The organism is Nostoc sp. NMS9 (assembly GCF_017114995.1).
Lineage (GTDB): Bacteria > Cyanobacteriota > Cyanobacteriia > Cyanobacteriales > Nostocaceae > Nostoc.
Genome location: NZ_JABXKL010000032.1, coordinates 104,675 through 131,621 on the forward strand (window position 1 = coordinate 104,675; position 26,947 = coordinate 131,621).

A 26,947-nucleotide genomic window follows, 5' to 3' on the forward strand; every position below is an offset into this window, starting at 1 on the left:
TTACTTTGCGTCCTTCTCTACGAGACGCTCCGCGAACGCGTCCTTTGCGATAGCCTGCGGCAAGCCGCTGGCGCGTCTACGTTTCTTGGTTTCCTCTGTCAACTGTTGCAGTGCGGCAGAAATTTCCACCTGCACCCCCACAGGATGATCCAAACGCCGTGTTTCTTGTGGCAAACTAGCAACTGAGACAGCAGTACGCTGACGAATTGTTGCCAACGACTCCAACGGCTGCACCCGTTCACCTTCTTGCACTACCAACTGCAATAAAGGTTCTTCTTCCAGAAGAATTTCACCTAAGAGTCCCAATCTGTCTGCTTTAACCTTACCTCCCGTAAACGAGCGAAAAATCTGCTTGCGTCCTGGATAAGTAACTTTACCACTAGACTGCTTCATTACTGGGATGCCATCAATGTCTACAAGTTTATAAACTCCATTGACAGGCGAACCTGTAACTAGTCGCGTTCCCAGTCCGTAACCATCAATCTCAGCCCCAGCAGCTTTTAATCTGGCAATTTCCCACTCGTCCAAGTCGCCACTGGCAAAAATTGGCACACTGGGAAGGAGCGATCGCACCTGTTTTGATAAGGTAACTAAATCTCCTGAGTCCAATCTCACTCCTGTTAATTGCATTTCCCCAGAATTTACTTTTTCGGCCAAGCGCTGGGCAGCAGCAATGGTATCGTAAGTATCAATCAGCAACGGCGCACCCGGAAAATATCGATGAAATGCACTAAAAGCTTGCTCTTCAGTGCCTTCTATTGCTGACAACGCCATCACCAAGGCGTGTGCCATCGTACCACTTGGCTTTTGTCCCAGTTGTAGCGCTGCTAACACATTGGAAGTGGAATCTAACCCACCCGCCAACGCCGCCCGTGCCGCCCACAAAGACCCTTGGGGGCTAAATGCTCGTCTGGTGCCAAATTCTAAAAGTGTTGCTGATTCCCCCGCTACATCCCGCAACCTTGCTGCTTTTGTGGCAATCAAAGTCTGGTAATTAATCGTATTCAGGAGATAAGTTTCTACTAGTTGCGCTTGCCAAAGGGGTGCTTCCACTCGCAACAGTGGTTGATTGGCAAACACAGCTGTCCCTTCTGGTACTGCCCAAACATCACCCGTAAACTTTCCCTCAGCTAAAAGTGACCAAAAGCGATCGCCTGCGTGAGCAAAAATTCCCGTTGCCTGTAATGCCGCAATTTGCGCGGAACTAAAGCGGATTTTGGCTAAATATTCCAATGCCTGCGTCAGCCCCATTGCAATCAAATAACCAAAACCCTCTGGCAATCGTCTGACAGACAATTCAAAGCTTGCCCGTCGTTGTTCTATACCTTCGCCTGTGTAACAAGCTGCCATTGTCAACTGGTAAAGGTCGGTCAGCAAGCTGTAGTCATCGGCAGAAAGGTTCAGTTCCTGGTTCTGCTGGCTTTGCTGTTTATGTACATAGTCCAAATCTGGCAAAGTTGTCATGCAAGAGCTTCCTTACAAGATGCTTCTTTTATTTATGGTAATATTTACCATAAATAATGTCAACTCCCGGCAAGTATATTTTCTGAGATTGCCATAGAACAGTAGATTATCGGCAAATTCATACTAACTTCATAGAATACTTAATGTTTTTTAATAGTAAAAGCTAGCAATAATGTTAATCGGATCGAGCGGCTAACGAAAAAAACAAGATCCTGTCAGAGAAAGTTTGTTTTGCTTCGCTCTTTCCCCGACTAGGGTTGAAGAAATAACTATGTTACAATTAGAATCGAAGAGAAAAGTTTGATTTTTTCACAAGTTAAAGTATTGCAAACTTATCTGAATAAACATTGCATATATTCTCAATATATTGAGAATATGAGCTAGCTAAGAATAGTGGCGTTAGAGTAGAAATGTCACAATTAAAGTGACTCGAAAATAAGGAGTCCAATATTATGGCTATTTCCAAAATCATTGCTAACATAACCCAGTATATTTCTGAAGCTGCAATGCGGATTTTCGGCCCTACGGATGATGCTTATCCTGCTACTGGGGTACAACCTTTTACAGGTGAGCCTTACGATAAGCGTAAAGATGATAATTCGTAGGTGCTGATATAGCATTTAAAAAATTATTTATGAACAAAAAGATACCCGACTTCTTGAAGAAGTTGGGTATCTGATTCTCTGGATGGAGAGCCAATCAAATAGGATTGCTATAGTTGCGTTGCGATTAGAATCAACTACTTGGCAACAGATTAGACCTCTTGCAAAAATCCCTAACACCCCACACGCCAGATGCTCCACTTGGGGAAACCCCAAGACCGCACTGGCTCCCCTTTGTCACCGTTGGCTGTTTGGGTTTGCCAATATATTCTCTGCCTCCAATACCTAAATAATCAACAATCCAATATTCAGGAATTCCTAACAGGGCGTAGTCTTCGGTTTTGCGGGCGTAATCGTTTTGCCAGTTTGTGCTAACAATTTCAGCAATCAGTTTGATTTAGTTTCCTGATGTAATTCCAGGCTCTTGTTGCCACAATGGTTCATTAATTAATTGAGTTTGGTCTAACACAATTACATCGGGACGAAAAGCTGTTTCTGTTCCTAAGAGTTTGATTAGACAGCGATGGGGAATAAAGTAGCTTAAATCTTGACGATCAATTTCTACATTCAGTTTTCGCCCAACGAATCCAGATACTTGCTCGTGTGGCCCGGTTGGTTCTATCTCAACTAATTCACCATCAATTAGTTTATAGCGATCGCACTCACCGTAATGGCTAATAAATTCATCAACGGTTAGAAGTTTTGAGGCTGATTGAACCATTGTGATTATTCCTCATGATTTGGTACGAACCAGTAAGGTAAAGCGTTATAGCGATGAATTATGCTCAATATAAGAGCGGAGAGCGGAGTTAATTAGAGATTTGTAGCCTTTTCCTTTACTTTTAAACCAATCTAGAATATCTTGATCTAGTTGAATTAATGTGGCTTCTTGGCTAACAGATTTTAGCATTTTAGCTGTTTCCCAGAATTGCTGATCTAATTCAGGAATATCTGAAGTATCAATCGCTGTATCAGGGATATTTTCGAGTTCTTTAAGTCGATTGGGCGAGATATTCATAATATAGTCAAGTGTAATAAATCAGATAAAGGCGCGAGGAAAAACTCACGCCTTTTTATTTAAACTTTTTTATCACCGATTGCTAAGAGTTCCAGAATCGCTCCATTTGTCCAGCCGAAACCAACTTCGTTAGAGCTATATCCAAAGCAGATTTCGTCGGAAACATTGGCAGAACAGCGTTCAACATCATATTTCTCAACTAGGGTATTGTGACGCTCGAATTCTTTAACTGCCATAGCGAGAAATTTGTTGGCAATGCGATCGCCTTCTGTATGATACCCATAACGGTGAAGTCCCAGGACGGCAACTAATGTTAATGGTGCCCAGCCAAAGGGAGCATCCCACTGGTTCCCAGTGACACGAGTACTGGTAAAAATTCCGCCTGGGGCTTCAAACAAAGAAAGATTTTTGACGACGCGTTGGGCTTGAGTTGGAGAAGCAATTCCGAGCCATAAAGGATAGAACGTGGTAGCAAATTCGTAGGGACGGCGTTTTCCACTCTGGAAGTGGTAGTCGAAATATAATCCTTGTTCTTCATCCCAAAGAAATTGATCGATCCGATCGCGGCGGATATCTGCACGATCGCTCCATTGTTGTTTTAGTTCTTTGTTCCCGAGAATATCGTTAATTTTCGCTAAATCTTGTTCCACCTGATACAGGAAACTATTGAGGCACACAGGAGCGTAGTGGAGGATATCAGCACTGAAAGGGCCAAATCGGTTGGTGATATCAAAACCAGACTCGCGCATGGTGCGATCGCCCTTGTAAAATAGGTGGGTCAGTTCGTCATTTTCGCGATCGTAGTAAAGATTGACATCGTAATCCTCAACCTCAAAGGTTTGGTAATATTCCTTGACGCGATCATAGTGGCTTTTTCCCTGCTCATCTCGCTCGGAAAACAAAACTTCTGGCGCCGGGCCTTCCCCAAAGGCATAAAATCTGGATAAGCGGGTTGCAGCATTCAGGTGGGGTGGTACTACCCAGTAATAATAAAATTGCTCTAATAGCGGTACGGTTGCCTTCAACCACTCTTCATCTTGGGTGTGCTGGAATAACGCCAAAACCATCATACTGAGGACAGGGGGCTGCGATCGCGACAGCATATAAGTCCGGTTGGCGTTGAGGATGGTGCCGTAATGTTGTACTTGGTACAGCAATTGCTCAACTTGGCTTTGTGCTAGCTCCAGTTCTCCATCGTGCAAAAGTCCTAATAATATAAAGTAGCTGTCCCAGCCATACATTTCGTTGAAGCGACCACCTGGTACGACATAAGGCCCTGGTAGGTATAGTAACCCATGCTGTTTAATCGCTTCTACTTCTGATGGCAAAGTGCGAATTTCTAGCTGTTGCATATCTTTTGAAGATAGTGATCGCTCTAACACAGTCTGAATATTGGGACAATCTTCTGAGGGGGAAATGTAGACGATCCAAGGAGTGTCTTTTTTGTGGGCTAGCTTGGTATCCTTTGCAGATTGTAATAAGTGTTCGTGTGATCGCGTTAAGGTTTTCCACGTTTTTTTGATGTGGAGGCGCACAGCTTCAATCTGTGCGGTGGTCAGTGCTGGGGGAGTGGTCATAATTACAGAATTGTTTTTTTAACGCAAAGGAACGCCAAGGGAAGCGCAGAGGAACGCTGAGGTTTTACAGGGTTCTCTCTGCGTGGGACGAGATTTTTGTTTTTACTCGGCAGTGCTAATTAAGAGGGCAACTGGGAAATGGGTGAGGGCTGTTGCGATAGATAGGGTTTCTATTGCTTGTAAGGGTTGCTGAGTTAGGACGTTTTTCCAGGTGGGGGAAGTTCCAGGGGGTAGTTGCAGGTGCGTATCTTGCCAAACTGACTCGCCCAAGGGATTATCTTCTGGCTGGATGAGGCTGGTTAAAAAGCGGGGCGCGATCGCGATCGCTGTTTGATTTCCCTCCCGCCGTGCAAAGGCGATAATATGATTGGCGTAGGTTCCCTGAACTTCTAATGGCAGATAGTCGCCATCCTGGAATAATGAGACATAGTTTGTTCTGGCTTGGAGTAATTGAGCCGTTAAAAACAGTTTAATTCTACCGTCTGTTTTGTCGTTTAGTAACTCCTGAATTAATCCGAGAATGTCTGTTTTTACCTGTTCGCGGATGGCGCTTAAGTAAGTACGTCGCTGTTCAAAATCCACGGGACGGCGATTGTCTGGATCGACTAAACTCAGTTCCCAAAGTTCCGTTCCCTGGTATAAATCAGGTACGCCGGGTGCGGTAATCTTCAGTAGAGTTTGGGAGAGGGAATTGAAGATACCATACTCTGCAATTCGCTGTTGAAATGGACGAAAGGCTTGTAGAAATTCCCCGGAAATAGCAGGATCGAGTACTTTCTCAATAAAGGAGGTACAAGCTTCTTCATACTCGCTATCAGGTCGTAACCAGGCTGTATGCACCTTCGCTTCTCGGATTGCCTTTATTATATAATCCTTCACTCGTTCCACGAAGGATGCATGTTCGTGTTCGGCAAAAGGAAACGCCCCTACCAGGGTTTGATAAAGAAAATACTCGTCATTGCGATCAGGTATAGCGAAGCCGTGGCGATCGCCACGATGTCCTCGATTAATGGCGCTCCAAGTATTTACCTGCTGATCCCACTCATCGGGGATTTCTGAGAGGACATTCAACCTGGCCCGCACATCTTCGCCGCGTTTGGTATCGTGGGTGGCGGTGGTGTTCATCGTGTGAGGCCAGGTTGCTTGGTGCTGTTGGTTAAAGGCATGAAATTTGGTTACTGGAATCCCAAAATGACCGGGATTACCCCCAACTTCATTCAACGACAGCAAGCGATTGTATACATATAATGTCGTGTCTTCTACACCTTTCGCCATTAGCGGGCCACTGTATTGCTGCATTCGCAAGACAAAATATATCCACTGTTCGCGTTCTGTTTGAGTCAGAGAATTATCAAACTCTAGCAGCATTAACTTTTCAATAAAGGTTAGTTCGTGCTGCAACAGGGGCGTTTGTTCTTTGGCTTGGTAAATTACTTTCTCAATGGTAGCGCGATCGCTATCTCCAATTCCATCGGGTGTAATGTAGGTACGGTAAATCGGAAACAGTGTCAAAACTTCAGCGATCGCTCTTTTTAATCCATTCAGCGTAAAATCATTGCCATAGCGATATTTGCTGGAGATATTTTTTAATAAAAGAGCCAAACTGTCAATATCACCTGCTAAATTCTTTTCTAGGATCAGGTGTTTTTTATCCTTGACTACTGATGCATAATCTACTCTGGAACCGATAAAGTTATGGTATATTTTATCGAACTGTGATTGATTTTCGTATTGACAAAATACGCCATTTACATAGTTGAGAAAGTCATATCCAGATGTTCCTTCAATTCCCCAATTTTCTGGTAGTTCTTCGGTAAGTTCTAGAATCTTTTCAACAGTGATATAAACATCACCCATTTTTTCCCGCAGCCTTTCGAGATACTGGATTGGGTTATAAAGTCCATCAATATGATCGATGCGTAAACCTGTAAACTTGCCCTCCTCAACCAGCTTTTGAATTAGGCTATGAGTATTATTAAAAACCCGCACTTCTTCAACTTTAACGGAAATCAGTTCGTTGACAGTAAAGAAACGGCGGTAGTTCATTTCCTCCGCGCCAACCTTCCAGAAAGCAAGACGGTAAAACTGGTCTTTTAGTAATTCATCTAGGAGGTTAAAGCTTTCAGAATTACCGGGTTCTCCGTTGAAAGTTTCGATATTTTCGTCAATGAACTCACGGATGGCATCGTTTGTGGTGTAGAGTTCCCAAACTAATCCTTTAATAAATGCAATCTGGTCTTGTCGCTGTTTACCCGCCACTTCTGAAGGCACATTTTTGAGAATGTAGAGAATCCCCAAAAGCTTAATAAAATCGGGGTGATTGCGTCCCAGTGTACGGGTGAGTTTCCCTAAATTATAGGTGATAAATTTTGTGTAAGATTCTAAGCGGAGTGGCAATTTCAAGCTGTAATAGTTGACAGTTAAACCGTTCTGTTCGTATTGCAGTTGAATGTGTCCGTTTTCTAGGGATGTACCATAGAAATCTCCCAGTAGTGGCGCGAGAATTCGCTCTTGGCGATCGCCGAAGGGTGCATTCCAAGAAAGGTCGAAGTAGTCGGTATAGCTGGAATCTGGGCCGTGTTCCAATATGTCCATCAAGTAATCGTTTTCGCTACTATAGGCCATGTGGTTAGGCACAATATCTTGTAACCAGCCCATACCAAGCGATTGGATTTCATCAACTAATGCATCAAAGGACTCATTAGTTCCCAGTTCTGGATTGAGTTGAGTGGCATCTACTATATCGTAGCCGTGTGTACTCCCGGATCGCGCCTTGAAAATGGGGGAGGCATATAAATCAGAGATACCCAAATCTGCTAAATAAGCTGCGATCGCTTTAGCGTTGTCAAAGCCAAACTGAGGTGTAAACTGAATTCGATAAGTGGCGGTGGGAATTCGCATATTTTTTTTGAGTGGGGAGTGGGAAGAGACGCGATTAATCGCGTCTGTACTGGGGAGTGAGGAGGATGAGGGAGATGAGCCAATACGGTTCGGTTAACATATTTGTCTCTCGAAGATCCCCCCAACCCCCCTTAAAAAGGGGGGCTTTTTCTCCTCTTTACCCCCTTTTTAAGGGGGTCGCCGCAGGCGGGGGGATCTTATCCGAACCGTATTGGGAGATGAGGGACGCTGAACCTCTAAGCTTGGACGTTGAACCTCTGAGCTTGAACGTTGAACCTCTGAGCTTGAACGCTGAACCTCTGAGCTTGAAAGCTGAACCTCTGAGCTTGAACGTTGAACCTCTGAGCTTGAACGCTGAACCTCTGAGCTTGAAAGCTGAACCTCTGAGCTTGAACGTTGAACCTCTGAGCTTGAACGCTGAACCTCTGAGCTTGAAACTTTAAATTCTAACTCTCCCCCTTATCTTCTTTATTTTTGAATTTTGAACTGTTAACACCAATTTGAGAAAGGAATGCGACAGATATACACGCCTAAATCCTTGTAATATCTGGCTTTCTTAATTTTGAATTTTGAATTTTGAATTTTGAATTGGTATAACTCCCTCATCCCGCTTCATACAGGACTAGACTGGAAGCTTTTACTGTCAGTTCTTGTCCCGCAGATAGATGTTCAGCAGCTTTAGAACCAGGCCCAGACCATGAGGTATCAGCTGAGTCTAATATTTTATGGACATCGTGTTGACTTGGCAAAGTTACTGTCACCGAAGACGAATTGAAATTCATCACAAATATTATTTCACTCGATTCGCACCAACGCCGCACAATGACCACTTCTTTCTCTTCATCGCTAGTCGCTTCAATGAAATTGCGGTCTTGGTTGAGAAGGGCTGGATGTGTCTTCCGTAAATTAATTAACTGACGATACCAATCCCACAGAACTTTGTGTTTTCCTTCTTTGCGTAATTCCCAATTAAGTTTAGACTTTAGGAAAGTTTCTGCTGATTCCGGGTCTGGGGGATCATCTGCATAGTGAAATGCTTCAAATTCTTGTTTGCGTCCGGCTCGAACTAATTGAATTAAATCTGGATCGGAGTGACTGACAAAGTAAATGAAGGGTGCTGTTTCGCCGTATTCTTCTCCCATGAATAACAGGGGTAAGTTGGGTGACAGCAACACAGCGCCAGCAGCTAACTTTAATCCTTCAAAAGAGATTCGCTGACTGAGGCGTTCTCCTTTCATTTGATTGCCGATTTGATCGTGATTCTGAATGCAGACTGTAAACTGTGACAAAGGGCGATCGCGGCAAGATACACCATGAAATCGTTTACGGTGTGGAGCATACTTCCAATCGTAGATAAAAGTATCGCTATAAGCTTTTGCTAAATCAGTACATTTCCCAAAATCTTCATAATATCCTTGGCGATCGCCTGTCAACAGTGTGTGCAATGCGTGGTGAAAATCATCACTCCACTGAGCATCAAGACCATATCCACCCAATTCTGCCGGACGAATTATTTGCGGATTATTCATATCGCTTTCGGCAATTAGATGGCGTTTCCATTTTTGCCCTTGTTGTGAGAAATGATGAACTGCTTCCGCTAATTCCCACAAAAAATGCTTCGCTCCCAAGTCATAAATTGCTTGAATCGCATCCAGCCGCAATGCATCTATATGGAATTCGCCCAACCAGTAAAGTGCATTTTGGATAAAATAATTTCGCACACCCTGACTATGGGCGTCATCGAAATTCATTGCTTCGCCCCACGGCGTTTTGTAGGTTTTAGTAAAGTAGGGTGCGAACTGACTCATATAGTTGCCTTCCGGCCCAAAGTGGTTATACACCACATCCAGCACAACAGCGATATTGTGCTGATGGCAAGCATTTACCAATTGCTTGAGTTCGGCTGGACTCCCGTAGGAATTTTGGACAGCATAAGGATAAACGCCATCATAGCCCCAGTTGCGATATGCAAGAGTTGCTTGAATATGAGTGTCTCCCGGAACCTGAGAGATGGGCATGATTTCAATGGCGTTAATTCCCAGTTCCCTCAGTTCTGGTAAACGGGGAATGATCGCGGTGAAAGTTCCTTCCGGCGTGTATGTCCCGACGTGAACTTCATAGAAAATCATCGACTCCACAGGAATACCCGCCCATCCTTCATCAGTCCACTCAAAGTGATGATCGACAATTTGCGACGGCCCATGTACCCCTTCCGGTTGATACTGCGATGCCGGATCGGCAAAGGTGTCTTGGCCATTCAAGACATATCGATAAAGCGTACCCGGATACACATCGTTGATTTTCGTGTGCCAGTATCCCTCAGACTGAGGCTTGAGGGGAATTAACTGCTGTTCTGGCGTCAAAATTTGTACCGTGACGCTATCTAATAGCGGAGACCAAACTGTAAATTCACACTCTCCGTTCCCCAAGTATTGAGCACCAATTTTCACGCAGTATCCTCCCGTCAGATTCTTTGTTGTGCCGAATTGTGGCGCGATGGCGTACCCGCCCGCAGTAGGCGATCGCAAATGTCATTGATTGCACAATGTTTACAAACACGCCAGATAGCATAATGGTTGGTATAGCAGACTTTTTGCTAGCATCTGGAGGCGGATTTTTGACTAAAATAAACTCTGTCTAATGACAAATAAAAAGACAGGGGAGTACAGTTCGGTTAAGGTTTTTTGATGAAAATTCTAGATCGCAAAACTGATTATTGTAGAGACGGCGATTCATCGCGTCTCTTGCCTTAACCAACAGTATTGAGAGGCAAGAGGCAGGAATTTTGAAACCCACGGAGGTAGGTAAAGCCTCATGTAGCTAAGGTTTCTAACTACCTATTTAACTTAAGTTGACTTGCAGCTACCATCCACACAGTACGATGATTGATATGTATGAGAACGCTTACCAAAGAGTGCGTAGCGGTTATCGCGGATTTGTTCGTAAAAGCGATCGCCTGCCCATTTCATCCCCGGTAAGGCTCGATAAGCGTCTACAAATATACTTCCTGCTGGCAATAACCGCCCAATTTCTTCTGCTGCATTACTACCTTGCCAACGTCTCTCAGGTACATTGCCATCAATTAAAATCACCCCCTGTTCGCAATCTTGGGCTGAAATTCCCCACTGTAAAAGTGTCTGCTCATCTTGCATGGGACTGTAGCGAAACAGCTTTCCTTGGTCTAAAGTTTCTAGCAATTGCACCAAGCTAACGCAGAGATTACAATTCCCGTCGTAGATTACGTAGTAATTCATAAAAATAATGGCTCTTTGGCAATTGAATTGTCGGATGTGTCTAAAACACAACTTTGGTATTCTAGCTTAGAAAACTGTAGCGATCGCTTTTGCCTCACCGAAGCAGTACTAAGTAATGCGATTCACCTCAGCCAAAACAAAATTTCATTTGTGAATTGGTAGCGGCGATAGCGTAGGTAAGTCGAATCTTTGAGCGTCGGAGTCCCCCACCTCACATCTTGCACCTCGCATTTTCCAAGTACCTTATTGAGGCGCAATAAGTAATAAAATTAACTTTTTATTGTGGGTGTTCTGAGATAAGGATAGTATTTTGCATAACCATTTGTTGTTTAGATCAGACTGCGACCGATACTGGCTCCACCGTCTACAAATAAGGTTTGTCCTGTGATGAACGCTGCTCCATCAGAGCAGAAGAAGGCGATCGCAGCAGCAATTTCGTCAAGCTGACCGAACCGACCCATTGGAATCATGCTTGAATAAAGGTGTTCTTCCTTAATGCCAGGGGAAACTTTTTCATGAAACATTTCAGTTTCAATCGTTCCCGGAGCGATCGCATTCACGGTAATTCCAGTTTTTGCTAGTTCTAGCGCCCAGGTGCGGGTCAAGCTGATGACTCCTGCTTTAGCCGCCGAATAACTGGTGCGATTAGGAAAACCCAAAGCTGCGAGGCTGGAAATGTTCACAATGCGTCCCCATCCCGATTGTTTCATGCTTGGCAGCAGCGCTTGTGTGAGCTGCACTGCCGGACGTAAATTAAGATCCAAAACATTGCTCAAATCCTGCAAATTGATTTCTTCCAGAGGCTGTGCCTGACTCAAGCCGACATTGTTGACCAAACCTGTGATGGAGTAGCTAGCAGTCAACTCTGCTAGCACAGACTTTGTTTGCTCAAGATTCGCTAGATCAATGCTGACGAATTGGCCAGGAAAAGGAGCTTTCGGTGGACGTCGTGCCACCCCAATAATTTTATGTCCTTGATTTGCCAGATAATCAGCCGTGGCGCGCCCAATGCCTTTGCTTGCACCTGTGATCAAGATTGTACGTGGGGTGTTAAAATTCATGGGTTATTGTTCTTGGTAGTGGCTCGAATCAAGATTTTATTTATTCTTCTACAATAATGGCTGGTTTATTTCCGCCGTGCTGTACTAGTGACATGAATACTGATTCAAATATGCATAATATCGTCGAGTTTAAGTTGTAAATTTGGCAAGACATCAGAAGAAATAGTATCTCTTAAGCGATATTGTTGTAGCTGGTACACACCGTTAACTAACTGACAAACGGTAAAGGTGGGTTGTTTGGGATTGCCGATAAACTGCAAACCACCCAAGCCACGAAAGTCTACAATCCAATATTCTGGGATGTTAAGAAAAGCGTATTCTTCCACTTTTCTTGCATAATCGTCTTGCCAATTAGTACTTACAACTTCAGCAACAAGTTTAATTGTATTGCCGTTACAAATAATCGGTTCTTTTTGCCAGAGTGGTTCTTTACTAAGTTCTGCTTTATCTAAAACAATTACATCAGGACGAAGTGCTGTGGCTTCAGCCGCCGATGGTTTAATCAGACAAGTTTTTGGAATTAGCCATTTTAAATTAGAATTAAAAATTTCGACATAGTTTCTACCAGCGATATTACCTGCAACAGCTTCGTGTAGCCCTGTAGGTTCCATGTCTCTTAGTTGTCCGTCGATTAATTCGTAGCGTGTATTATCACCATATTCAGCTATAAATTCCTCGAAGGTAAGTAGTTTGGGCGAGGTGTAAGTCATTATGTCTTATTTTGACTTGACGTAGGCTTATTATACAGCATTGCTATGCCCCTACAGCATGGTCTGCGATCGCAGGATAATTAAGAAAATCCTAAAACAATCCATTTTTTAATGCACATCACGATGCCTTTGTACAGCATGAAAGTCCTACAATCATAGTTTCCAAACAAGGACTATAGAATGTTTATATATAAATTATTCTCGCCACAAAAAATAATTAGCATTCTTATTTTTTAACAAAAAAATCTTGTGGATTGATTCCTATTTAATATATAGTCTTTTTTCGTACACACATTGGCACAAGAAAATACTGGATGCTTGCGACATGTAAGTATATCCTTAATTTTCAGACTTTGTATCTTAAAACACCAATTACCTAATAAACAAGTATGGCTAATATCACTGGAACCCCTCTAAACGATGTTCTTAACGCTACTATTGGCAACGATGTAATCAATGGACTGAATGGAGATGACCGCTTAACAGGGAATGCTGGAGTCAATACTCTGAACGGTGGTTCGGGTGATGACAACCTTGATGGTAGAGATGGTAATGATATTCTAATTGGCGGATTGGGTAGAGATATCTTAGCTGGTGGAGCAGGAGCTGATATCTTCCGTTACAACAGTGCTTTAGAGGGTGGCGATATTATCAATGACTTAAAGGCATCTCAAGGTGATAAAATCCAAGTTTCTGCATCTGGATTCGGAGGTGGACTCGTAGTAGGGCAATTACAACGTTCTCAATTAACTCTTGGTAGTGCTTTCACCAATCCTAACCAACGCTTTAGATTTGACACCAGTAGCTCGATTCTATTCTTTGACAAAGATGGTAGCGGTTCGCAATTTGGCTCCGTCGAAATTGCTAGAATAAACGGCGTTAACGGCCCTCAAATTATCGAAGTAATCGCCTAGAAGATTTTGGATTTTAGATTTTAGGGTCGGGTGCCGTAGCTAGATGGACTATGGCACCATTAGCAGACATCAAAAAACCTAGAAGCCGAGTTTCGTAAATTTAAAAACCTAGTTATAGAAAAATATTCAATTTCAATTTTATCATATTATTAAAACAACAGTATATTTAATAATTTATTTTTGTAGGTTGGGTAACGCTAAAGCTCAACCTACAAATTTTTATTTTTTAGCCTTAACCGAGTAGTATTGCAAAGCGACCGTTGCATTTAAATAGCAAAACATCGCCCCCGGTTTCCAGTTATCATGCTTTTGGAATGATATTTGCTTAGTTTTTTCATTAAAGAGAAAATATTCATGAGATACAAACTCTTGGGCAAAAGCGGGTTAAGAGTCTCTGAACTCTCCTTGGGAACCATGACCTTTGGTGAAGATTGGGGTTGGGGTGCATCTGTTGACGAAAGTCGTAAAATCTTTGATAGCTATGTAGAAGCAGGGGGAAATTTCATTGACACCGCCAACGGTTATACCGATGGTAGCAGTGAAAAAATTGTTGGTGAGTTGATTGCTAAAGAACGGGAACGCTTTGTAGTTGCGACAAAATATTCCTTTCCCTTGCGGATGAATGACAAGAAGGGCGACCCTAATGCCAGTGGAAACCATCGCAAGAATTTAATTCAATCTTTGGAAGGTAGTCTCAAACGCCTGAATACCGATTACATTGATTTATTCTGGTTGCACGCTTGGGATTTCACAACACCGATTGAAGAAGTCTTGCGATCGCTTGATGATGTAGTGCGTCAAGGTAAAGTACTTTACATTGGCATTTCTGACACACCCGCTTGGATTGTTTCCCAAGCAAATACCATCGCCCATTATCAAGGATGGACGCAGTTTGTTGCTCTGCAAATTGAGTATAGTTTGATTCAGCGGACACCAGAGCGGGACTTGATCCCGATGGCAAAAGCTTTGGATTTGGCAGTAACGCCGTGGTCGCCCTTGGGTGGTGGAGTGCTCACAGGAAAGTATAACAAACCCAGTCAAGAAGGCGGTGAACAAGGGCGAGTAGCGAGTTTAGGGGGAGAAGTTTCTGAAAAGAATTTAGCAATCGCGCAAGTTGTCAGTGAAGTTGCGACAGAAATTGGACACACACCTTCACAGGTAGCATTAGCTTGGTTACGTGCTCAAAGTGGTGTGATTATTCCGATCGTTGGCGCACGTAAGTTAACCCAGTTTCAAGATAACTTAGCTTCCATTGATGTCAGCCTCTCGCCAGAACATCTGCAACGGTTAGATGAAGTCAGTCAAATTGAACTGGGTTTTCCTCATGACTTTTTGCAAAATAATGATATTCGCGATCGCCTTTTCGGTGGTACATTCAATACCATAGAAAACCATCGTATCTGACCAAGAGTCATAACCAGTAACACATTCAGCCATTAATATAATCTGTCGTCAGAGAGTTTCGCACAGCCAACCAAAATCTGTAAAGTTAAATGCAAAAGGCATTAACGTAGAACTATGAGCGACAACACTATTACATCACGTTTGTACCCCACTCGTATTGACATTCCCGCTGAAGCGCGAGTGCAAATCGTGGTACTTCTCAACCAAAGCTTGGCAGCTACTTCGGATCTAAAAACCCAAGCAAAGCAAGCGCACTGGAATGTAAAAGGAACTGACTTCTACCAGTTACATCTATTATTTGATGAACTTGCTGGGGAATTGGAAGAGTACATCGATTTGATAGCTGAACGCGTCACAGCTTTAGGTGGATACGCTTTCGGAACAGCCCGCGCCGCAGCTAGTAATTCCATCCTGCCAGAATACCCCTTAGATATTTTGGATGGCAAAGACCATGTGACAGCCTTGGCAGATCGCTTTGCATCCTATGCTAAACATCTCCGGGAAGCGATCGATAAAACTGATGAATTAGGCGACCTCGATACTGCTGACCTTTACACGGAAATTTCCCGCACCATTGACAAACGACTCTGGTTCTTAGAAGCTCATCTGCAAGTAGCAGAAATTAAGGCAGAGAATGGCAAAGCGAGTACTACTCAAACTCAAAGGATACCTGCTGGTGTAAATTAAGCACTTTTGAGAGACACTTGATTTACTAATAGGGTGCATTAAACTAAAGCTTAAAGCACCCTATTTCAACGTTATCTTGATATGAGTTCGACAAAACTCTCTACCTGGAACTAAAGTTCAAAAGTGTCCCTCTCCAAGTCAGTGAGGGACACTTTTGTATGGTAAAAATAGGCAGAGGTTATTAAACCTCTTGCACAAATGCAAAATTCGCCCACCCTGCGGGATCTTGCTACAACCCCCAACCCGTCTCCCAATATTAGGAGAAGGGGAGCTAAATTAAAAATCCTTCTCCCAAGGTTGGGCTATGGTGTATACACAAGTCAGATCCAGTTTTACCCCACGCTTGGGATCAGCCAGAAAGCCCTCATGTAGAGACGCGATTTATCGCGTCTAAAAGACTGGCACGTTAACAAGACGCGATAAATCGCCGTCTCTACAGAGAATATACTCGTCAATTATTCCTTGACAGACTACTATTTCCAACTTGTGTGTACACCATAGGCCAAGGTTGGGAGAGGGATTTAGGGTGAGGGCTTTTGATTCATACAAGAAGTCTATTGATTCGGCTAATTAGACAGACATTATATGAGCCGTCGAATTCACGTTACCTCGATCGGATTTTTGATATGTGTCTAACACAGGCTAGCAGCTAATCTTGTTGTGCAAAAATTGAAATTGCAGTAATTTAGTTTTTTAAGAGTGTATTTTATTCAATTAAAAATATCTGTCAAATTTCACAGTATCTTTTTAGTAAGTACGCCACTTTTAAGTGCGTACTTTTCATTTTATATGTATATACTTTACTATTTAAATAGTTACAAATTAGTTCTAATCAATCAGAATTCTAAATTTTGAATTCTAAATTCTTCTAAAAACAATTAACAACGAGGTAAATTTATGTCTCAAAATACAATTACCCACTTAATTCACGATCGCAATGCCCGTGGTCACGCTAAAATGGGCTGGCTCGATAGTTATCACACATTTTCCTTCGGTAGTTTTTACGATCCCAACCGCATGGGATTTCGCTCTCTACGGGTAATTAACGACGATCGCATCGCCCCTGGTGCTGGATTCCCTACCCACAGCCATCGTGACATGGAAATCCTCACATACGTCTTAGAAGGTGCTGTAGAGCATAAAGACAGCTTGGGTACTGGCTCGGTGATTCGCCCTGGTGATGCCCAAATTATGAGTGCTGGAACTGGAATCAGCCACAGTGAATTTAATCCCTCACCAACTGAACCACTACACTTACTACAAATCTGGATTTTTCCCGATCGAGAAGGGTTAGCACCAAGATATGAACAAAAAGCTTTTCCTCTAGAAGAAAAACGCGGCAAATTACGCTTAATAGCTGCTAAAGATGGGCGCGATGGTGCTGTGACAATTTACCAAGATGTTGATTTATACACATCTGTTTTAGAGTCAGGTGATGTTGTTAATTATCAAGTCAAACCCGCTCGCTATGCCTGGTTACAAGTAGCGCGAGGCATAGTCAACTTAAATGGTGAAGAACTCAGAGCCGGTGATGGTGTACAAATCAACGGCGAAGAACAGCTAGAAATTAGCACCAACATCGGCGGCGAAATCTTGCTTTTCGATTTAGGCTAATATTGCAGCTAAAAGGGCGGTTAAAAACCGCGTCTAAACAAAACCTGCGGAAGCAGGTTATAACAAGGGGCTTAAGCCCCTTGTTTTGTCTTAGTCCGCGCAGACGGACTTTGCCTGTGTAAAATGAGACTGTTGGAAAACTATATCCAAATCACGGTTATACTTTCTCATAAAACCACCAAAATACTTGGGGGCAATGGACAAAAAGTTCTTAGTTTGGGAAAGATGTATCAGACTTTAATAAGTATTAGAGGTGGCTGTAATGCCGACGATTCATTTTGTGGATGGTGAAAAAGGCGGGGTAGGAAAGTCTCTCTTTGCCAGGACAATGATTCAGTATTGTCTGGATAAGAGAATCCCATTTGTACCAGTGGAGACAGATAGATCGAATCCAGATGTAGCAGGGGTATATAAGGAGATATGTAAGTATGCTGTGTTTAGTGAGAATGAACGACAGGCAAATAAGGCAGATAGAATATTTGAGTGGGCGATAGAGAAGCCAGTAATTGTTAATTTAGCTGCACAATCGCATAGAGCAGTACAAGGGTGGATTGAATCTAATCAATTACTTGAACTAGGAAGTTCGCAGGGAGTTCTGTTTTGCAAATGGTTTGTATCGACAGGAGGATATGACAGCATCAACCTGTTTACTCAGTCAGTGAATACTTACGGTGAGAAAATCCCTCATATTCTGGTGAGGAATTTAGGGCTGTGTGATGATTGGGAGCATCTAGAGTCAGACTCCAACTATCAGAACATAGTAAATAAATATCAGATAAAAGTTATAGATTTTCCGAAGTTAGCATACAGAGAAAGAAACATAATTGACCAAAATCGCCTGACTTTTGCAGAAGCTAGAGAGTATAAAGAATTTGGGATAATTGGGAAACAGAGAATAGTGAATTTTCTGAAGCTTGCTTATGGTGCTTTTGAGAAAGTAGGTATCTGGTATGAAAAAGTTGAGTAGCAGTCATTAGTCATTGGTCATTGGTCATTAGTACCAATGACTTTGGAGAAACCTTAACAGGAGATTGGATGGGGGTGTGATGGTGTACCCGCCCACCGTAGGCGATCGCTTTGCGAATTTGACTACAATGCTTAGAAAGAGTAGCTAAAACCTAAATGTCTAAAAAGTCCGATTCTCAGTTTCAAAATCTTTTTAGTTCACCCAAATCAACTAACTGGGACGAAAGATTAGCCCAAATAGCTTATCGCTTTAACCGAGAATATCAAGGTGAAACCTTTGAACTCCCAGCAGAAGTACAGGCAATGCCGATATTTTGCGAGTGGATTGCTGGAAGTTTCTCAGGGAGAATTGCTTCCCCTTTTTGGGAAATTGCTAAACCTCAAAAAAACCAACACTGTATAGATATTGGCTGTGGGATCAGCTTTTTAATCTATCCTTGGCGGGATTGGCAAGCATTTTTTCATGGGCAAGAAATTAGTAATATGGCACGCGATACCCTGAATTCTCGTGGGCCACAGTTGAATTCTAAGCTGTTCAAAGGTGTTGAGTTGGGAGCAGCCCATCAGTTAAACTATTCATCAGAGCAGTTTGACCTGGTGATCGCCACAGGATTTAGCTGCTATTTTCCCCTCGAATATTGGGATGCTGTACTAGCAGAAGTCAAGCGGGTGTTAAAACCAGGTGGACATTTTGTATTTGACGTTCTCAATCCAGAACAGCCTTTAGCGGAAGATTGGGCAGTTCTGGAAACCTATTTAGGGGCTGAGGTGTTTTTAGAGCCTTTGGCTAAGTGGGAAAAAACGATTAAGGCCGCTGGTGCTAAAGTCGTAACGCATAAATCAGGGGAATTATTCGAGTTGTATAAGGTGCGATTTTAAAAATCTTATTACTCAGGGATAAGTGGACTTGATGGATCTAAAGAAGTTGTAAAAACAAAATAGATTACCCCAGTTCCGAGAATCATCACAGCGAGACTGAACAGCAACACCCAACGGTCTGTTGGTTCGTAAGTATCTTCTTCGATATCACGACGAACAGCAAAATAGTGTACTGTTGAGAGCCACACCGTGATTAAACCCACCAGCGAGAAGACTAAACCTAACTTCCAGCCGTTACCAGGACGGGGTATCAAAGGTACTTGGAAGGCACGCAAACGCACGATGACGACACCAAAACCTAAAAGAGCGATCCCTGTCCGCATCCAAGCGAGGTAGGTACGCTCATTTGCCAAGTGATCTCGGATTCTGGACGGATTTAGTCGTCCTGGCTTTTTTTTATCTTTATCTTCTTCTGTGGGTTTCAATTTTAACTGCATCAATAACACCCTTATCCCCAAAGCGGCTCTTATCAAAAAAATGCGAAGGTAGTAGAAAATCTCTTTCCAGATGACTTGCACCCAGCACAATAGTTGCGCTACTGAAATATGCCTGTTGTGATTGTACATTTTTTCCAAAATTTATTTTAATGCAGATATCGAAATAAAACAAGCCTAAAATTGAGGACAGATAAATTCAAAAAAAAATAGCCAAGATCAGAGAGATGTTTCACCAGTGTTTGTCCTGTTTTTCTCTGATTTTGGCTGTTACTCTATATAAATTCAGAACAATCATTCAAAAATAAACTATACAGTTCTATTTCAAGACTGATTGCTAGGCGCATTAGGAACTCGTGTATTTATGAGATCCTGCGATATATTTGGGATAAACCAGTTAGCCTCTTTGCTGTTAAGAACTTTTACAGTCGGGACATTCAATTCAATCTCAGCAGTATCTGGATTCCTCTTGATTACCAGCTGAGTGCCATCAAGGATCTTCAGAGCAGCGGCTCCTGTCAATTCTTCACCTTGCCCATTAGGACTAGAAGTGAAATTTGCTACCTGGGCATCATTCGGTAGATAGATGCCATCACAATCCCAGTTATTTTCAGTGGACTGACCATCAGCTAGAAAATACAGACCATTCTCATATACGGCATCTTCATTGTCTTCATCATTTGGTGTCTTGCCATATACCCCTATGGTATTACCAGTTTGGTTGTTGCACTGACCCCAATTGATTCCCGTCTCTAAAGCATATTTTTGCAGTGTTAATTCCTCGGTTCTTTTTTTAATTTCTTCTGGTGTCAGACCTTCAACTTGAGTTTGGGCGTCTTTTGTCTGAGAGAGTTGCTTAAGAGCTTTGGTGACTTCGATGTAATCAGGGTTTTTGCTAAATTTTGGTCTGTCAGCAAAAGAAGGTTGAGCAAAGGCTAGATTAACGACAATCATTAAAACAATTAGCAGAGATTTCCAGATTTTCATGTTTTGATTCCTGTTGATGGGTAAGATATTTTCCAGTTTATAATTCGTTTTGTTCAGAAAATTGATGATGCACCTCTTTATTAGACACTTAATTTTTCTTGTTCTTCACTCGACGGCTGAGTATTGAAACCTAAAATTAATGAGAATATATAACTAGAAACTACAGATAAAAGAGTCCAAGTAACATTTTCTGTGACAATAAACACGCCCAAACCAATCAAGATACAAGGTACAAAAGTATTGCCATTTTCAGTTAAAAAGTTGGCGATCGCAGGCAAGTAGGTTAATTTATAAGCGGTATAACACCATACACCAACTAGGGTAAAAAATACACTTAGTATTACCAGCAGACTATCTAATTCTGAGTTGGCAAACAGGGGTACATAGACGCTGATATTATCACTGCCATTAGCAAAGGCGATCGCGGCTACATTGCAAGTTTGCGGAGAGAGAAAACTACTAACTATAGAGGGACAAGATGGCTCAGTTTCTTCTTCGGCTTCCTCTGGTGAATCCTCTTCGCGTTTTAGTAAACCGCTCACACCAATGATTATTGGCATTAAACCAAGTAGTCTAATCCAGTCCTGCGGTATGATTAGTCCACCGAAGAAACCGGGAAGGCTAGCAACGATCAATGCCGCAAAACCGAGATACTGACCAGCAAGGATGTGACGGCTGCGAAACGTTTTACTTATTTGTGAAAAAAGCAACGTCAGAATGACAATATCATCGATGTTGGTGGCAGTGAATGCGGTAATCCCTGTGGTAATGGCAGTTACTAAATCGTTCATTTGTGGATGTCCTTATGTTCATGCTTGGGAATTGGGCATGGGGCATTGGTTGTTCTCCCTCTGCTTCCCATGCTTCTTCCGCTCTCTACTTGGCCGTTTGAGTCCGTGCCGAAGCTTTGATTTATACTTTAGTCAAACTAACCGATAGAATCAAATGCTTTTATTTGTCAAAATGATAAATGAAAGTGATTAAAATTTTGACACCAAGTCTTAGGGATACGATAAATGGCAGGAATGACGCTTGAGCAGCTAAAAATATTTCTAGCTGTGGCGCAGAACTTACACTTTACTCGCGCTGCAGAGGAGCTTTATATTACACAACCGGCTGTCAGTGCAGCAATCCACAACCTAGAGCAAGAATACGGAGTGAAACTGTTTCATCGGATTGGTCGCCATATCGAGATTGCTGAGGCGGGTAAATTACTGCAAGTAGAAGCGCAGAAAATTCTCGATCAAGTTTCCTTGACAGAAAGGGGATTGCGAGAATTGAACAATCTGCAACGGGGTGAATTGAAATTAGGGTCGAGTCTGACAATTGGTAACTACTGGCTACCAAGTAAGATTAGTGAGTTTAAGAGCCAATATCCTGGTATCCAGATTGACTGTACCCTTGCCAATGCAGAAACGATTTGTGTCGGTACAGCGATGGGACAGTTTGATTTAGGTTTGGTGGAAGGTGATGTGAAGCCAGCGCTTCAGAATACTCTAGAGTACGAAATAGTGGCGAGCGATCGCTTGCAAATTGTGGTCGGTCAAAAACACCCTTGGTTTGAGTGGGGAGAAATTGATTTAAGCCAACTAACTCAAACTCCTTGGGTGATGCGGGTGCGGGAATCTGGTACACAGCAAAGGTTTGAGGAAGCGTTGCAAAATTGGGGGATCAACCTCAGCGAACTGAATGTAATTTTAGTGTTCACCAGTGGTGAGATGGCAAAAGCCGCGATTGAAAATGGCGTAGGCGCAACTGGAATTTCTGAGTTGATGGTAAAAAAAGAAATCCAGCTAGGAACTCTGCGGGCAATTCGAGTTATTGATAACCGAGAAGGCAACAGTGCGATGCCTACGGCGGGCTACGCCTACGCAGAAATAGTTCGACCTTTTTTCAAAATCAAGCATCGTCAGCGTTTTCAAACTGCTCTTTCCAAAGTCTTTGAACAAATGTTGATATCGTCTATGTTGGATGGTTCACATCATTTATCAGTTATTTAAAGGAGACTGGGCATTGGGCATTGGGCATTGGGCATTGGGCATTGGGCATTGGGCATTGAAAAGAGGCAGAGAGGAAAAACTTACTGCAACTGCTCCCCTACTCCCTGCCCCCTGCTCCCTCATCCCCTCATCTCCCTTAGTCCCCAATCCCCTTCACATCTTCCGCATATTTCTACTGATGGGGTCAAAACCTCTAGAAAACCGTGTACTTTCATCGTAGCAAGCGCCAGTCAGATTAGCTCCATACAACTTGGCATAGTTGAGTTTTGCTCCTCGGAGATTTGCTTCATTCAGATTGGCACCGCTCAAATTAGCTCTGGTCAAATTCGCTTTGGCTAAATTAGTTCTACTCAAATCTGCTCCCCAGAGTTTAGCTTTAGCTAAGTTAGCTCCACTCAAGTCAGATCCCCATAAATTAATTCCAGGCAAATCGGCTCCAATTAGCTTGTCCCGACTCAAGTTGACGGCTGGAAAATATCTTTCTCCTGCGGCAAAACGCCTTTTTAATTCTTCAGCATTCATGCGTCACGTTGACCTTGTTTAGCAATACAGAAGTTATGTGTTCCCATTCCTGGCTTAGTTCTCCTGAAAATGCTGGCTGACCACTGCGTTGATACCAGAAATGGGCATTTTTCAAATCGCCTTCTTTGCGGTGCAGATAAGCATGAACCCAGGCACTGTCAGCATCACTGGCATTTGCAACTATTTCATGAGCCTTGCTCCAATCACCTTTGTTGTCATACCACATTGCTTGCAGCCCTTTTGGTAGTGTCTGAGGACATGGGCGCTGCTTTTCGATCAATCGCAGGAATTCCTCTGTATTCACGATCGCCCCCAACAAGAATCAAACTTCTATCTCTAAGATACTCTCCAGGTTAAGGTTAAGGGGAGTATGGGCGTAGAGACTAGAGCTTTTTTACTTTCCAAACATCTCTAAGCTTTGTGACCTTTCTTACAATACCCCCTACTTTTAAAACATCCTCTAAACAAACGCCAACGAATTTGACTGTGGACAGCTTCTATTTTAACCCCCATAGTAGAGGTTGTTTATTTAATATCTGCAATACTCCAAATTTCCTCAGATGCACAGAGCTAATAGAGAGCAATTTCTTCCTATTAATATTCGGGCAGGCGGTCATTTTTTTGCAGCAACTAGTGGATTTATCTTATTAACTATTACAGCTAATTTCTGACAGCGCAAACGATTAGCTAGGTTACAGTACTGTTCCAATTGCTGAAGAAACCATTTTAGTTCGCTTTAACTGTAAAATAACCTCAACATGAGATTCTATTTAATTATTTTCTTACAGAAAGAGTCATGGTCTTTAAAACAGCAACCGAACACCTGATAGCTCTAAAAAGTGTCAGCAAATCTTATCAGCAGCCCAACGGCCAGCAGATTGTAATCCTGGAAAATATTAATCTTGAGTTGCGTCCAGGGGAGATAGTCGCGTTGCTAGGGCCTTCAGGTTCAGGGAAATCTACTTTAATGCGAATAGTTGCTGGGTTAATCGCCCCCAGTCAAGGTGAAGTTATATATCATAACCGTCCTCTAGTTGGTTTAAATCCTGGGGTAGCAATTGTTTTTCAAAGTTTTGCCCTTTATCCTTGGTTAACTGTACTGGAGAATGTGGAACTAGGTTTAAAAGCAAAAGGAGAAGTGCCAGATTCTCGACGGCAAAAGGCGCTACGGATGATTGATATTATTGGTTTGGATGGGTTTGAAAATGCCTATCCCAAAGAGCTTTCTGGGGGAATGCGTCAGCGAGTTGGATTTGCTAGGGCTTTGGCCGTAGAACCAGAACTGTTATGTATGGATGAGCCGTTTTCGGCCTTGGATGTGCTAACAGCAGAAAACTTGCGGTTTGAGTTATTAGATTTGTGGTTAGAACGTCGCATACCTACCCAAGCCATTCTGATTGTTACCCACGGGATTGAGGAAGCGGTAATTATGGCGGATCGGATTATTGTTCTCGGACGTAATCCGGGAAGAATTCGGGCTGATTTACCTGTGACTCTACCCCATTACCGCGATCGCAAACACCCAAGTTTTCAAGCCCTGGTAGATAAAGTTTATACAATCATCACGAACCCAGAACTAGAAACAATTCAGCCTCCAGCCACTACCTCTGTACAACCTGCAACACCACCAGCAAAATATCAGTCTTTGCCAGCCGTGCGAATTGGTTCCATTGCCGGTCTTTTGGAACTTTTAGAAGATCGTCAGGAAAAAGACCTATATCGGCTTGCTCAAGAATTGCAACTAGAAGTAGATGAGATTTTACCAATTGTGGAAGCTGCAAAATTAATGGATTTTGTAGAACTTGCAGAAGGTGATATTAACCTGAAGCCAGTCGGGCAACAATTTATCAATGGTGGTATTGATGATCGCAAACAAATCATGCGATCACAACTCTTAACTAATATTCGCTTGGTACAGCAAATTTACCGTCTTCTGGAAGCGAAAAATAATCAACGCATTCCAGAAGAACTGGTTTTAGATATTCTAGAAAGTCACTTTAGCCCACAAGAAGCCGAACGACAATTAAAAACTGTCGTTGATTGGGGTCGTTACGCCGAGATATACGGCTACGATCAGCCATCAGGACAAATATTTTTAGAGCAAGTTGTTAATGCTGATTAGTCAGTTGTCATTGTTAACTCTCCCCACTCCCTATTCTTATGACCCGACCCCTCACTCCTGCTAATAAAACTCTGGGACGTAGCAATTGGACTTGGCAAGATGGATTGCTGATTCTGGTAATTTTATCTTTCATTGTGGCAATTATTAGAACTGCTTCCCAATTTAGTGGTGCTTTTGAACCTGAACTCACAATTTCTACAAACATCAATGCTTTGCCAGGATATACAGCCCAAACCCTGATCCGCATGGGGTTGGCTTACTTTTTATCCCTAATTTTCACTTTATTGTATGCTTATACTGCTTATCGCTCCCGAATTGCAGAGCGGATTTTAATTCCGATGTTGGATGTTCTGCAATCGATTCCAGTATTGTCTTTTTTACCAGGTGTGGTACTGGCTTTAATTGCCCTGTTTCCGGGTCAGAGAATTGGTGTAGAACTAGCAGCTATTTTGCTGATTTTCACTGGTATGACCTGGAATATGACTTTTAGTTTTTACCAATCTCTCCAAAGTATTCCGCAAGAATTACTAGAAGCAGCGCGGGTTTATCGGCTTAATCCCTGGCAACGCTTTTGGACATTGGAGTTACCATCTGGTGTAATTGGTTTGGTATGGAATAGTGTGATGTCAGTGGCTGGAGGTTGGTTTTTTTTAATTGCTATCGAGTCATTTACTTTGGGGAATAAAGATTTTCGTTTACCAGGATTAGGCTCTTTTTTAGGCACAGCAGCCAACAAAGGAGACTTTAAAGCTATATTTTGGGGCTTGGCGGTGCTGATTGGGATCATTGTGGCAACTGATTTTTTTGTGTGGCAACCCCTGATTGCTTGGGCAGAAAGATTTAAGCTGGAGATGATTGAAACTGAAAATGCACCGCAATCGTGGGTATTGGATATTGTCAGGCGATCGCCTACTTTACGCGCAATTGGCGATCGCGTTTTTCAGCCATTACAAACAGCCCTAGACGACAGTTTAATTCGGTCGTTTCCCGTGCGTTCTGTACCTGTAAATGCCAAAGGCAATCTCAATTTGCCGAGTTTTTTAAATTGGGTATTTGTTAGCGGCTTCACCTTAATTGTCCTGTGGGGTACTTGGGAAGCCGTGTTACTATTACAGACTTTAGGCTGGGCTGATTGGCAACAGGTAATAAAGGGCGCTATGTTAACGGCGTTGCGGGTGATAATTGCTTTGATATTATCACTGTTGTGGACTGTACCCGTGGGAGTAGCAATCGGTCGCAATCGCCGACTGGCTCAAGTGTTACAACCATTAGTACAAATCGCCGCTTCTGTGCCTGCAACAGCCTTATTTCCGGTGCTGCTGTTGGGTTTAACCCGCGTCGCTGGCGGTTTGCAGATTGGTGCGATCGTTCTGATGATGTTAGGGACAATGTGGTATATCCTGTTTAATGTCATTGCTGGGGCACAGTCGATTCCCTCAGACCTGATCGAAGCTGCTTCAGTGTATAAACTATCCCCTTTGCAACGCTGGCGAACCTTAATTTTACCTGCAATCTTTCCCTACCTAATTACAGGAATTATTACCGCCGTTGGCGGTGCTTGGAATGCCAGTATCGTCAGTGAGTACGTCACATTTCAAGGGCGAGTAATTAGTACTTCTGGATTGGGGGCAACAATTTCTCATGCCACCGCGACAGGCAATTTCTCCCTGTTATTAGCTTCGACAGTGATCATGTCGCTATTAGTAGTGTTGACCAATCGTTTGATTTGGCGACCTCTTTACAATCTAGCTCAAGAGAAATATCAATTATTAGTTTAAGTAGGTAAGCGTGAATAATTAAAGATTTGTAGTAAGCGGATCCAGCCCTGGAG

At 42.8% G+C, this 26,947-nt stretch carries 25 protein-coding genes and 1 pseudogene; 12 read left to right on the forward strand and 14 right to left on the reverse strand.

Annotated features, from left to right (window positions below):
- On the reverse strand, positions 1-1,464 hold the full coding sequence (locus tag HWQ40_RS11185) for a nicotinate phosphoribosyltransferase (RefSeq protein WP_292777684.1): 1,464 nt from the start codon (positions 1,462-1,464) through the stop codon (positions 1-3).
- Between the two features lie 452 nt (positions 1,465-1,916).
- Here HWQ40_RS11185 and HWQ40_RS11190 point away from each other — a divergent pair, with 452 nt between their 5' ends.
- Entirely contained in the window at positions 1,917-2,069 is a 153-nt protein-coding gene (locus HWQ40_RS11190; protein WP_292777685.1) for a hypothetical protein, read from the forward strand.
- Between the two features lie 232 nt (positions 2,070-2,301).
- Here HWQ40_RS11190 and HWQ40_RS11195 read toward each other — a convergent pair.
- From HWQ40_RS11195 to treY, 4 genes and pseudogenes are all read right to left on the reverse strand, one after another.
- A pseudogene (locus HWQ40_RS11195) lies at positions 2,302-2,787 on the reverse strand (Uma2 family endonuclease); the annotation flags it as partial.
- 45 nt (positions 2,788-2,832) lie between these two features.
- Positions 2,833-3,084, reverse strand: coding sequence for a BrnA antitoxin family protein (locus tag HWQ40_RS11200; RefSeq protein WP_292777687.1), 252 nt, complete (start codon positions 3,082-3,084; stop codon positions 2,833-2,835).
- Between the two features lie 59 nt (positions 3,085-3,143).
- Positions 3,144-4,661: a trehalase family glycosidase gene (locus HWQ40_RS11205; protein WP_292777688.1), complete on the reverse strand. Its 1,518-nt coding sequence runs from the start codon at positions 4,659-4,661 to the stop codon at positions 3,144-3,146.
- A gap of 102 nt (positions 4,662-4,763) precedes the next feature.
- Positions 4,764-7,562 carry a malto-oligosyltrehalose synthase gene (gene treY / locus HWQ40_RS11210; RefSeq protein WP_292777690.1) on the reverse strand — a complete coding sequence of 933 codons (2,799 nt, stop codon included), beginning with the start codon at positions 7,560-7,562 and terminating at the stop codon, positions 4,764-4,766.
- A 218-nt stretch (positions 7,563-7,780) separates the two neighbouring features.
- Here treY and HWQ40_RS11215 point away from each other — a divergent pair, with 218 nt between their 5' ends.
- Positions 7,781-8,005, forward strand: coding sequence for a hypothetical protein (locus tag HWQ40_RS11215; protein ID WP_292777693.1), 225 nt, complete (start codon positions 7,781-7,783; stop codon positions 8,003-8,005).
- 159 nt (positions 8,006-8,164) lie between these two features.
- On the opposite strand, the gene treZ is transcribed toward HWQ40_RS11215, so the two are convergent.
- Positions 8,165-10,012, reverse strand: a complete 1,848-nt coding sequence (gene treZ / locus HWQ40_RS11220; RefSeq protein ID WP_292777695.1) for a malto-oligosyltrehalose trehalohydrolase — start codon at positions 10,010-10,012, stop codon at positions 8,165-8,167.
- A gap of 396 nt (positions 10,013-10,408) precedes the next feature.
- A complete protein-coding gene (locus tag HWQ40_RS11225) occupies positions 10,409-10,816 on the reverse strand; it encodes a thiol-disulfide oxidoreductase DCC family protein (RefSeq protein ID WP_292777697.1) in 408 nt (135 codons plus the stop codon).
- A gap of 36 nt (positions 10,817-10,852) precedes the next feature.
- On the opposite strand from HWQ40_RS11225, the gene HWQ40_RS11230 reads away from it, so the two are divergent.
- Positions 10,853-10,978, forward strand: coding sequence for a hypothetical protein (locus HWQ40_RS11230; protein ID WP_292777699.1), 126 nt, complete (start codon positions 10,853-10,855; stop codon positions 10,976-10,978).
- 167 nt (positions 10,979-11,145) lie between these two features.
- Here the strand turns inward: HWQ40_RS11230 and HWQ40_RS11235 are convergent, their stop codons facing one another.
- Together HWQ40_RS11235 and HWQ40_RS11240 are read right to left on the reverse strand one after the other, a co-directional pair.
- On the reverse strand, positions 11,146-11,877 hold the full coding sequence (locus tag HWQ40_RS11235; RefSeq protein WP_292777701.1) for an SDR family oxidoreductase: 732 nt from the start codon (positions 11,875-11,877) through the stop codon (positions 11,146-11,148).
- Between the two features lie 104 nt (positions 11,878-11,981).
- Positions 11,982-12,587, reverse strand: a complete 606-nt coding sequence (locus HWQ40_RS11240; protein WP_292777703.1) for a Uma2 family endonuclease — start codon at positions 12,585-12,587, stop codon at positions 11,982-11,984.
- Positions 12,588-12,976: 389 nt separating this feature from the next.
- Here HWQ40_RS11240 and HWQ40_RS11245 point away from each other — a divergent pair, with 389 nt between their 5' ends.
- The 6 genes from HWQ40_RS11245 (at position 12,977) to HWQ40_RS11270 (ending at position 19,051) form a co-directional block, all read left to right on the forward strand.
- Positions 12,977-13,501 carry a hypothetical protein gene (locus tag HWQ40_RS11245; protein WP_292777705.1) on the forward strand — a complete coding sequence of 175 codons (525 nt, stop codon included), beginning with the start codon at positions 12,977-12,979 and terminating at the stop codon, positions 13,499-13,501.
- A gap of 354 nt (positions 13,502-13,855) precedes the next feature.
- The gene (locus tag HWQ40_RS11250; protein ID WP_292777707.1) at positions 13,856-14,905 is read left to right on the forward strand and encodes an aldo/keto reductase; all 1,050 of its coding nucleotides are present in this window, start codon (positions 13,856-13,858) and stop codon (positions 14,903-14,905) included.
- Between the two features lie 114 nt (positions 14,906-15,019).
- Positions 15,020-15,592, forward strand: a complete 573-nt coding sequence (gene dps / locus HWQ40_RS11255) for a DNA starvation/stationary phase protection protein Dps (RefSeq protein WP_292777709.1) — start codon at positions 15,020-15,022, stop codon at positions 15,590-15,592.
- Between the two features lie 897 nt (positions 15,593-16,489).
- Positions 16,490-17,206 carry a pirin family protein gene (locus HWQ40_RS11260; RefSeq protein ID WP_292777712.1) on the forward strand — a complete coding sequence of 239 codons (717 nt, stop codon included), beginning with the start codon at positions 16,490-16,492 and terminating at the stop codon, positions 17,204-17,206.
- Between the two features lie 262 nt (positions 17,207-17,468).
- Positions 17,469-18,173 carry a mobilization protein gene (locus HWQ40_RS11265; RefSeq protein ID WP_292777714.1) on the forward strand — a complete coding sequence of 235 codons (705 nt, stop codon included), beginning with the start codon at positions 17,469-17,471 and terminating at the stop codon, positions 18,171-18,173.
- A 155-nt stretch (positions 18,174-18,328) separates the two neighbouring features.
- Complete coding sequence (locus HWQ40_RS11270; RefSeq protein ID WP_292777715.1) at positions 18,329-19,051, forward strand: class I SAM-dependent methyltransferase; 723 nt, start codon at positions 18,329-18,331, stop codon at positions 19,049-19,051.
- 8 nt (positions 19,052-19,059) lie between these two features.
- On the opposite strand, the gene HWQ40_RS11275 is transcribed toward HWQ40_RS11270, so the two are convergent.
- The 3 genes from HWQ40_RS11275 to HWQ40_RS11285 form a co-directional block, all read right to left on the reverse strand.
- The gene (locus HWQ40_RS11275) at positions 19,060-19,488 is read right to left on the reverse strand and encodes a DUF202 domain-containing protein (protein WP_292777717.1); all 429 of its coding nucleotides are present in this window, start codon (positions 19,486-19,488) and stop codon (positions 19,060-19,062) included.
- 321 nt (positions 19,489-19,809) lie between these two features.
- Positions 19,810-20,472: a hypothetical protein gene (locus HWQ40_RS11280; RefSeq protein ID WP_292777720.1), complete on the reverse strand. Its 663-nt coding sequence runs from the start codon at positions 20,470-20,472 to the stop codon at positions 19,810-19,812.
- Positions 20,473-20,552: 80 nt separating this feature from the next.
- The gene (locus tag HWQ40_RS11285; RefSeq protein WP_292777722.1) at positions 20,553-21,263 is read right to left on the reverse strand and encodes a cadmium resistance transporter; all 711 of its coding nucleotides are present in this window, start codon (positions 21,261-21,263) and stop codon (positions 20,553-20,555) included.
- 225 nt (positions 21,264-21,488) lie between these two features.
- On the opposite strand from HWQ40_RS11285, the gene HWQ40_RS11290 reads away from it, so the two are divergent.
- On the forward strand, positions 21,489-22,472 hold the full coding sequence (locus tag HWQ40_RS11290; RefSeq protein ID WP_292777726.1) for a LysR substrate-binding domain-containing protein: 984 nt from the start codon (positions 21,489-21,491) through the stop codon (positions 22,470-22,472).
- A 153-nt stretch (positions 22,473-22,625) separates the two neighbouring features.
- Here the strand turns inward: HWQ40_RS11290 and HWQ40_RS11295 are convergent, their stop codons facing one another.
- The gene (locus HWQ40_RS11295; protein WP_292777728.1) at positions 22,626-22,994 is read right to left on the reverse strand and encodes a pentapeptide repeat-containing protein; all 369 of its coding nucleotides are present in this window, start codon (positions 22,992-22,994) and stop codon (positions 22,626-22,628) included.
- Positions 22,984-23,298: a hypothetical protein gene (locus HWQ40_RS11300; RefSeq protein WP_292777730.1), complete on the reverse strand. Its 315-nt coding sequence runs from the start codon at positions 23,296-23,298 to the stop codon at positions 22,984-22,986. The genes HWQ40_RS11295 and HWQ40_RS11300 overlap by 11 nt, the downstream gene beginning before the upstream one ends.
- A gap of 492 nt (positions 23,299-23,790) precedes the next feature.
- Between HWQ40_RS11300 and HWQ40_RS11305 the strand changes: the two genes are divergently transcribed.
- The gene (locus tag HWQ40_RS11305) at positions 23,791-25,116 is read left to right on the forward strand and encodes a nitrate/sulfonate/bicarbonate ABC transporter ATP-binding protein (RefSeq protein WP_292777733.1); all 1,326 of its coding nucleotides are present in this window, start codon (positions 23,791-23,793) and stop codon (positions 25,114-25,116) included.
- Positions 25,117-25,154: 38 nt separating this feature from the next.
- Positions 25,155-26,894, forward strand: a complete 1,740-nt coding sequence (locus HWQ40_RS11310; RefSeq protein ID WP_292777736.1) for an ABC transporter permease subunit — start codon at positions 25,155-25,157, stop codon at positions 26,892-26,894.
- Positions 26,895-26,947 lie beyond the last annotated feature (53 nt).

What these genes read in the sequence shown, in the direction of transcription:
- HWQ40_RS11185 (WP_292777684.1), bottom strand. Translation starts at nt 1,464, where the DNA reads ATGACAACTTTGCCAGATTTGGACTATGTACATAAACAGCAAAGCCAG.
- HWQ40_RS11190 (WP_292777685.1), top strand. Translation starts at nt 1,917, where the DNA reads ATGGCTATTTCCAAAATCATTGCTAACATAACCCAGTATATTTCTGAA.
- HWQ40_RS11200 (WP_292777687.1), bottom strand. Translation starts at nt 3,084, where the DNA reads ATGAATATCTCGCCCAATCGACTTAAAGAACTCGAAAATATCCCTGAT.
- HWQ40_RS11205 (WP_292777688.1), bottom strand. Translation starts at nt 4,661, where the DNA reads ATGACCACTCCCCCAGCACTGACCACCGCACAGATTGAAGCTGTGCGC.
- treY (WP_292777690.1), bottom strand. Translation starts at nt 7,562, where the DNA reads ATGCGAATTCCCACCGCCACTTATCGAATTCAGTTTACACCTCAGTTT.
- HWQ40_RS11215 (WP_292777693.1), top strand. Translation starts at nt 7,781, where the DNA reads ATGAGGGACGCTGAACCTCTAAGCTTGGACGTTGAACCTCTGAGCTTG.
- HWQ40_RS11225 (WP_292777697.1), bottom strand. Translation starts at nt 10,816, where the DNA reads ATGAATTACTACGTAATCTACGACGGGAATTGTAATCTCTGCGTTAGC.
- HWQ40_RS11235 (WP_292777701.1), bottom strand. Translation starts at nt 11,877, where the DNA reads ATGAATTTTAACACCCCACGTACAATCTTGATCACAGGTGCAAGCAAA.
- HWQ40_RS11240 (WP_292777703.1), bottom strand. Translation starts at nt 12,587, where the DNA reads ATGACTTACACCTCGCCCAAACTACTTACCTTCGAGGAATTTATAGCT.
- HWQ40_RS11245 (WP_292777705.1), top strand. Translation starts at nt 12,977, where the DNA reads ATGGCTAATATCACTGGAACCCCTCTAAACGATGTTCTTAACGCTACT.
- HWQ40_RS11250 (WP_292777707.1), top strand. Translation starts at nt 13,856, where the DNA reads ATGAGATACAAACTCTTGGGCAAAAGCGGGTTAAGAGTCTCTGAACTC.
- dps (WP_292777709.1), top strand. Translation starts at nt 15,020, where the DNA reads ATGAGCGACAACACTATTACATCACGTTTGTACCCCACTCGTATTGAC.
- HWQ40_RS11260 (WP_292777712.1), top strand. Translation starts at nt 16,490, where the DNA reads ATGTCTCAAAATACAATTACCCACTTAATTCACGATCGCAATGCCCGT.
- HWQ40_RS11265 (WP_292777714.1), top strand. Translation starts at nt 17,469, where the DNA reads ATGCCGACGATTCATTTTGTGGATGGTGAAAAAGGCGGGGTAGGAAAG.
- HWQ40_RS11270 (WP_292777715.1), top strand. Translation starts at nt 18,329, where the DNA reads ATGTCTAAAAAGTCCGATTCTCAGTTTCAAAATCTTTTTAGTTCACCC.
- HWQ40_RS11275 (WP_292777717.1), bottom strand. Translation starts at nt 19,488, where the DNA reads ATGCAGTTAAAATTGAAACCCACAGAAGAAGATAAAGATAAAAAAAAG.
- HWQ40_RS11280 (WP_292777720.1), bottom strand. Translation starts at nt 20,472, where the DNA reads ATGAAAATCTGGAAATCTCTGCTAATTGTTTTAATGATTGTCGTTAAT.
- HWQ40_RS11285 (WP_292777722.1), bottom strand. Translation starts at nt 21,263, where the DNA reads ATGAACGATTTAGTAACTGCCATTACCACAGGGATTACCGCATTCACT.
- HWQ40_RS11290 (WP_292777726.1), top strand. Translation starts at nt 21,489, where the DNA reads ATGGCAGGAATGACGCTTGAGCAGCTAAAAATATTTCTAGCTGTGGCG.
- HWQ40_RS11295 (WP_292777728.1), bottom strand. Translation starts at nt 22,994, where the DNA reads ATGAATGCTGAAGAATTAAAAAGGCGTTTTGCCGCAGGAGAAAGATAT.
- HWQ40_RS11305 (WP_292777733.1), top strand. Translation starts at nt 23,791, where the DNA reads ATGGTCTTTAAAACAGCAACCGAACACCTGATAGCTCTAAAAAGTGTC.
- HWQ40_RS11310 (WP_292777736.1), top strand. Translation starts at nt 25,155, where the DNA reads ATGACCCGACCCCTCACTCCTGCTAATAAAACTCTGGGACGTAGCAAT.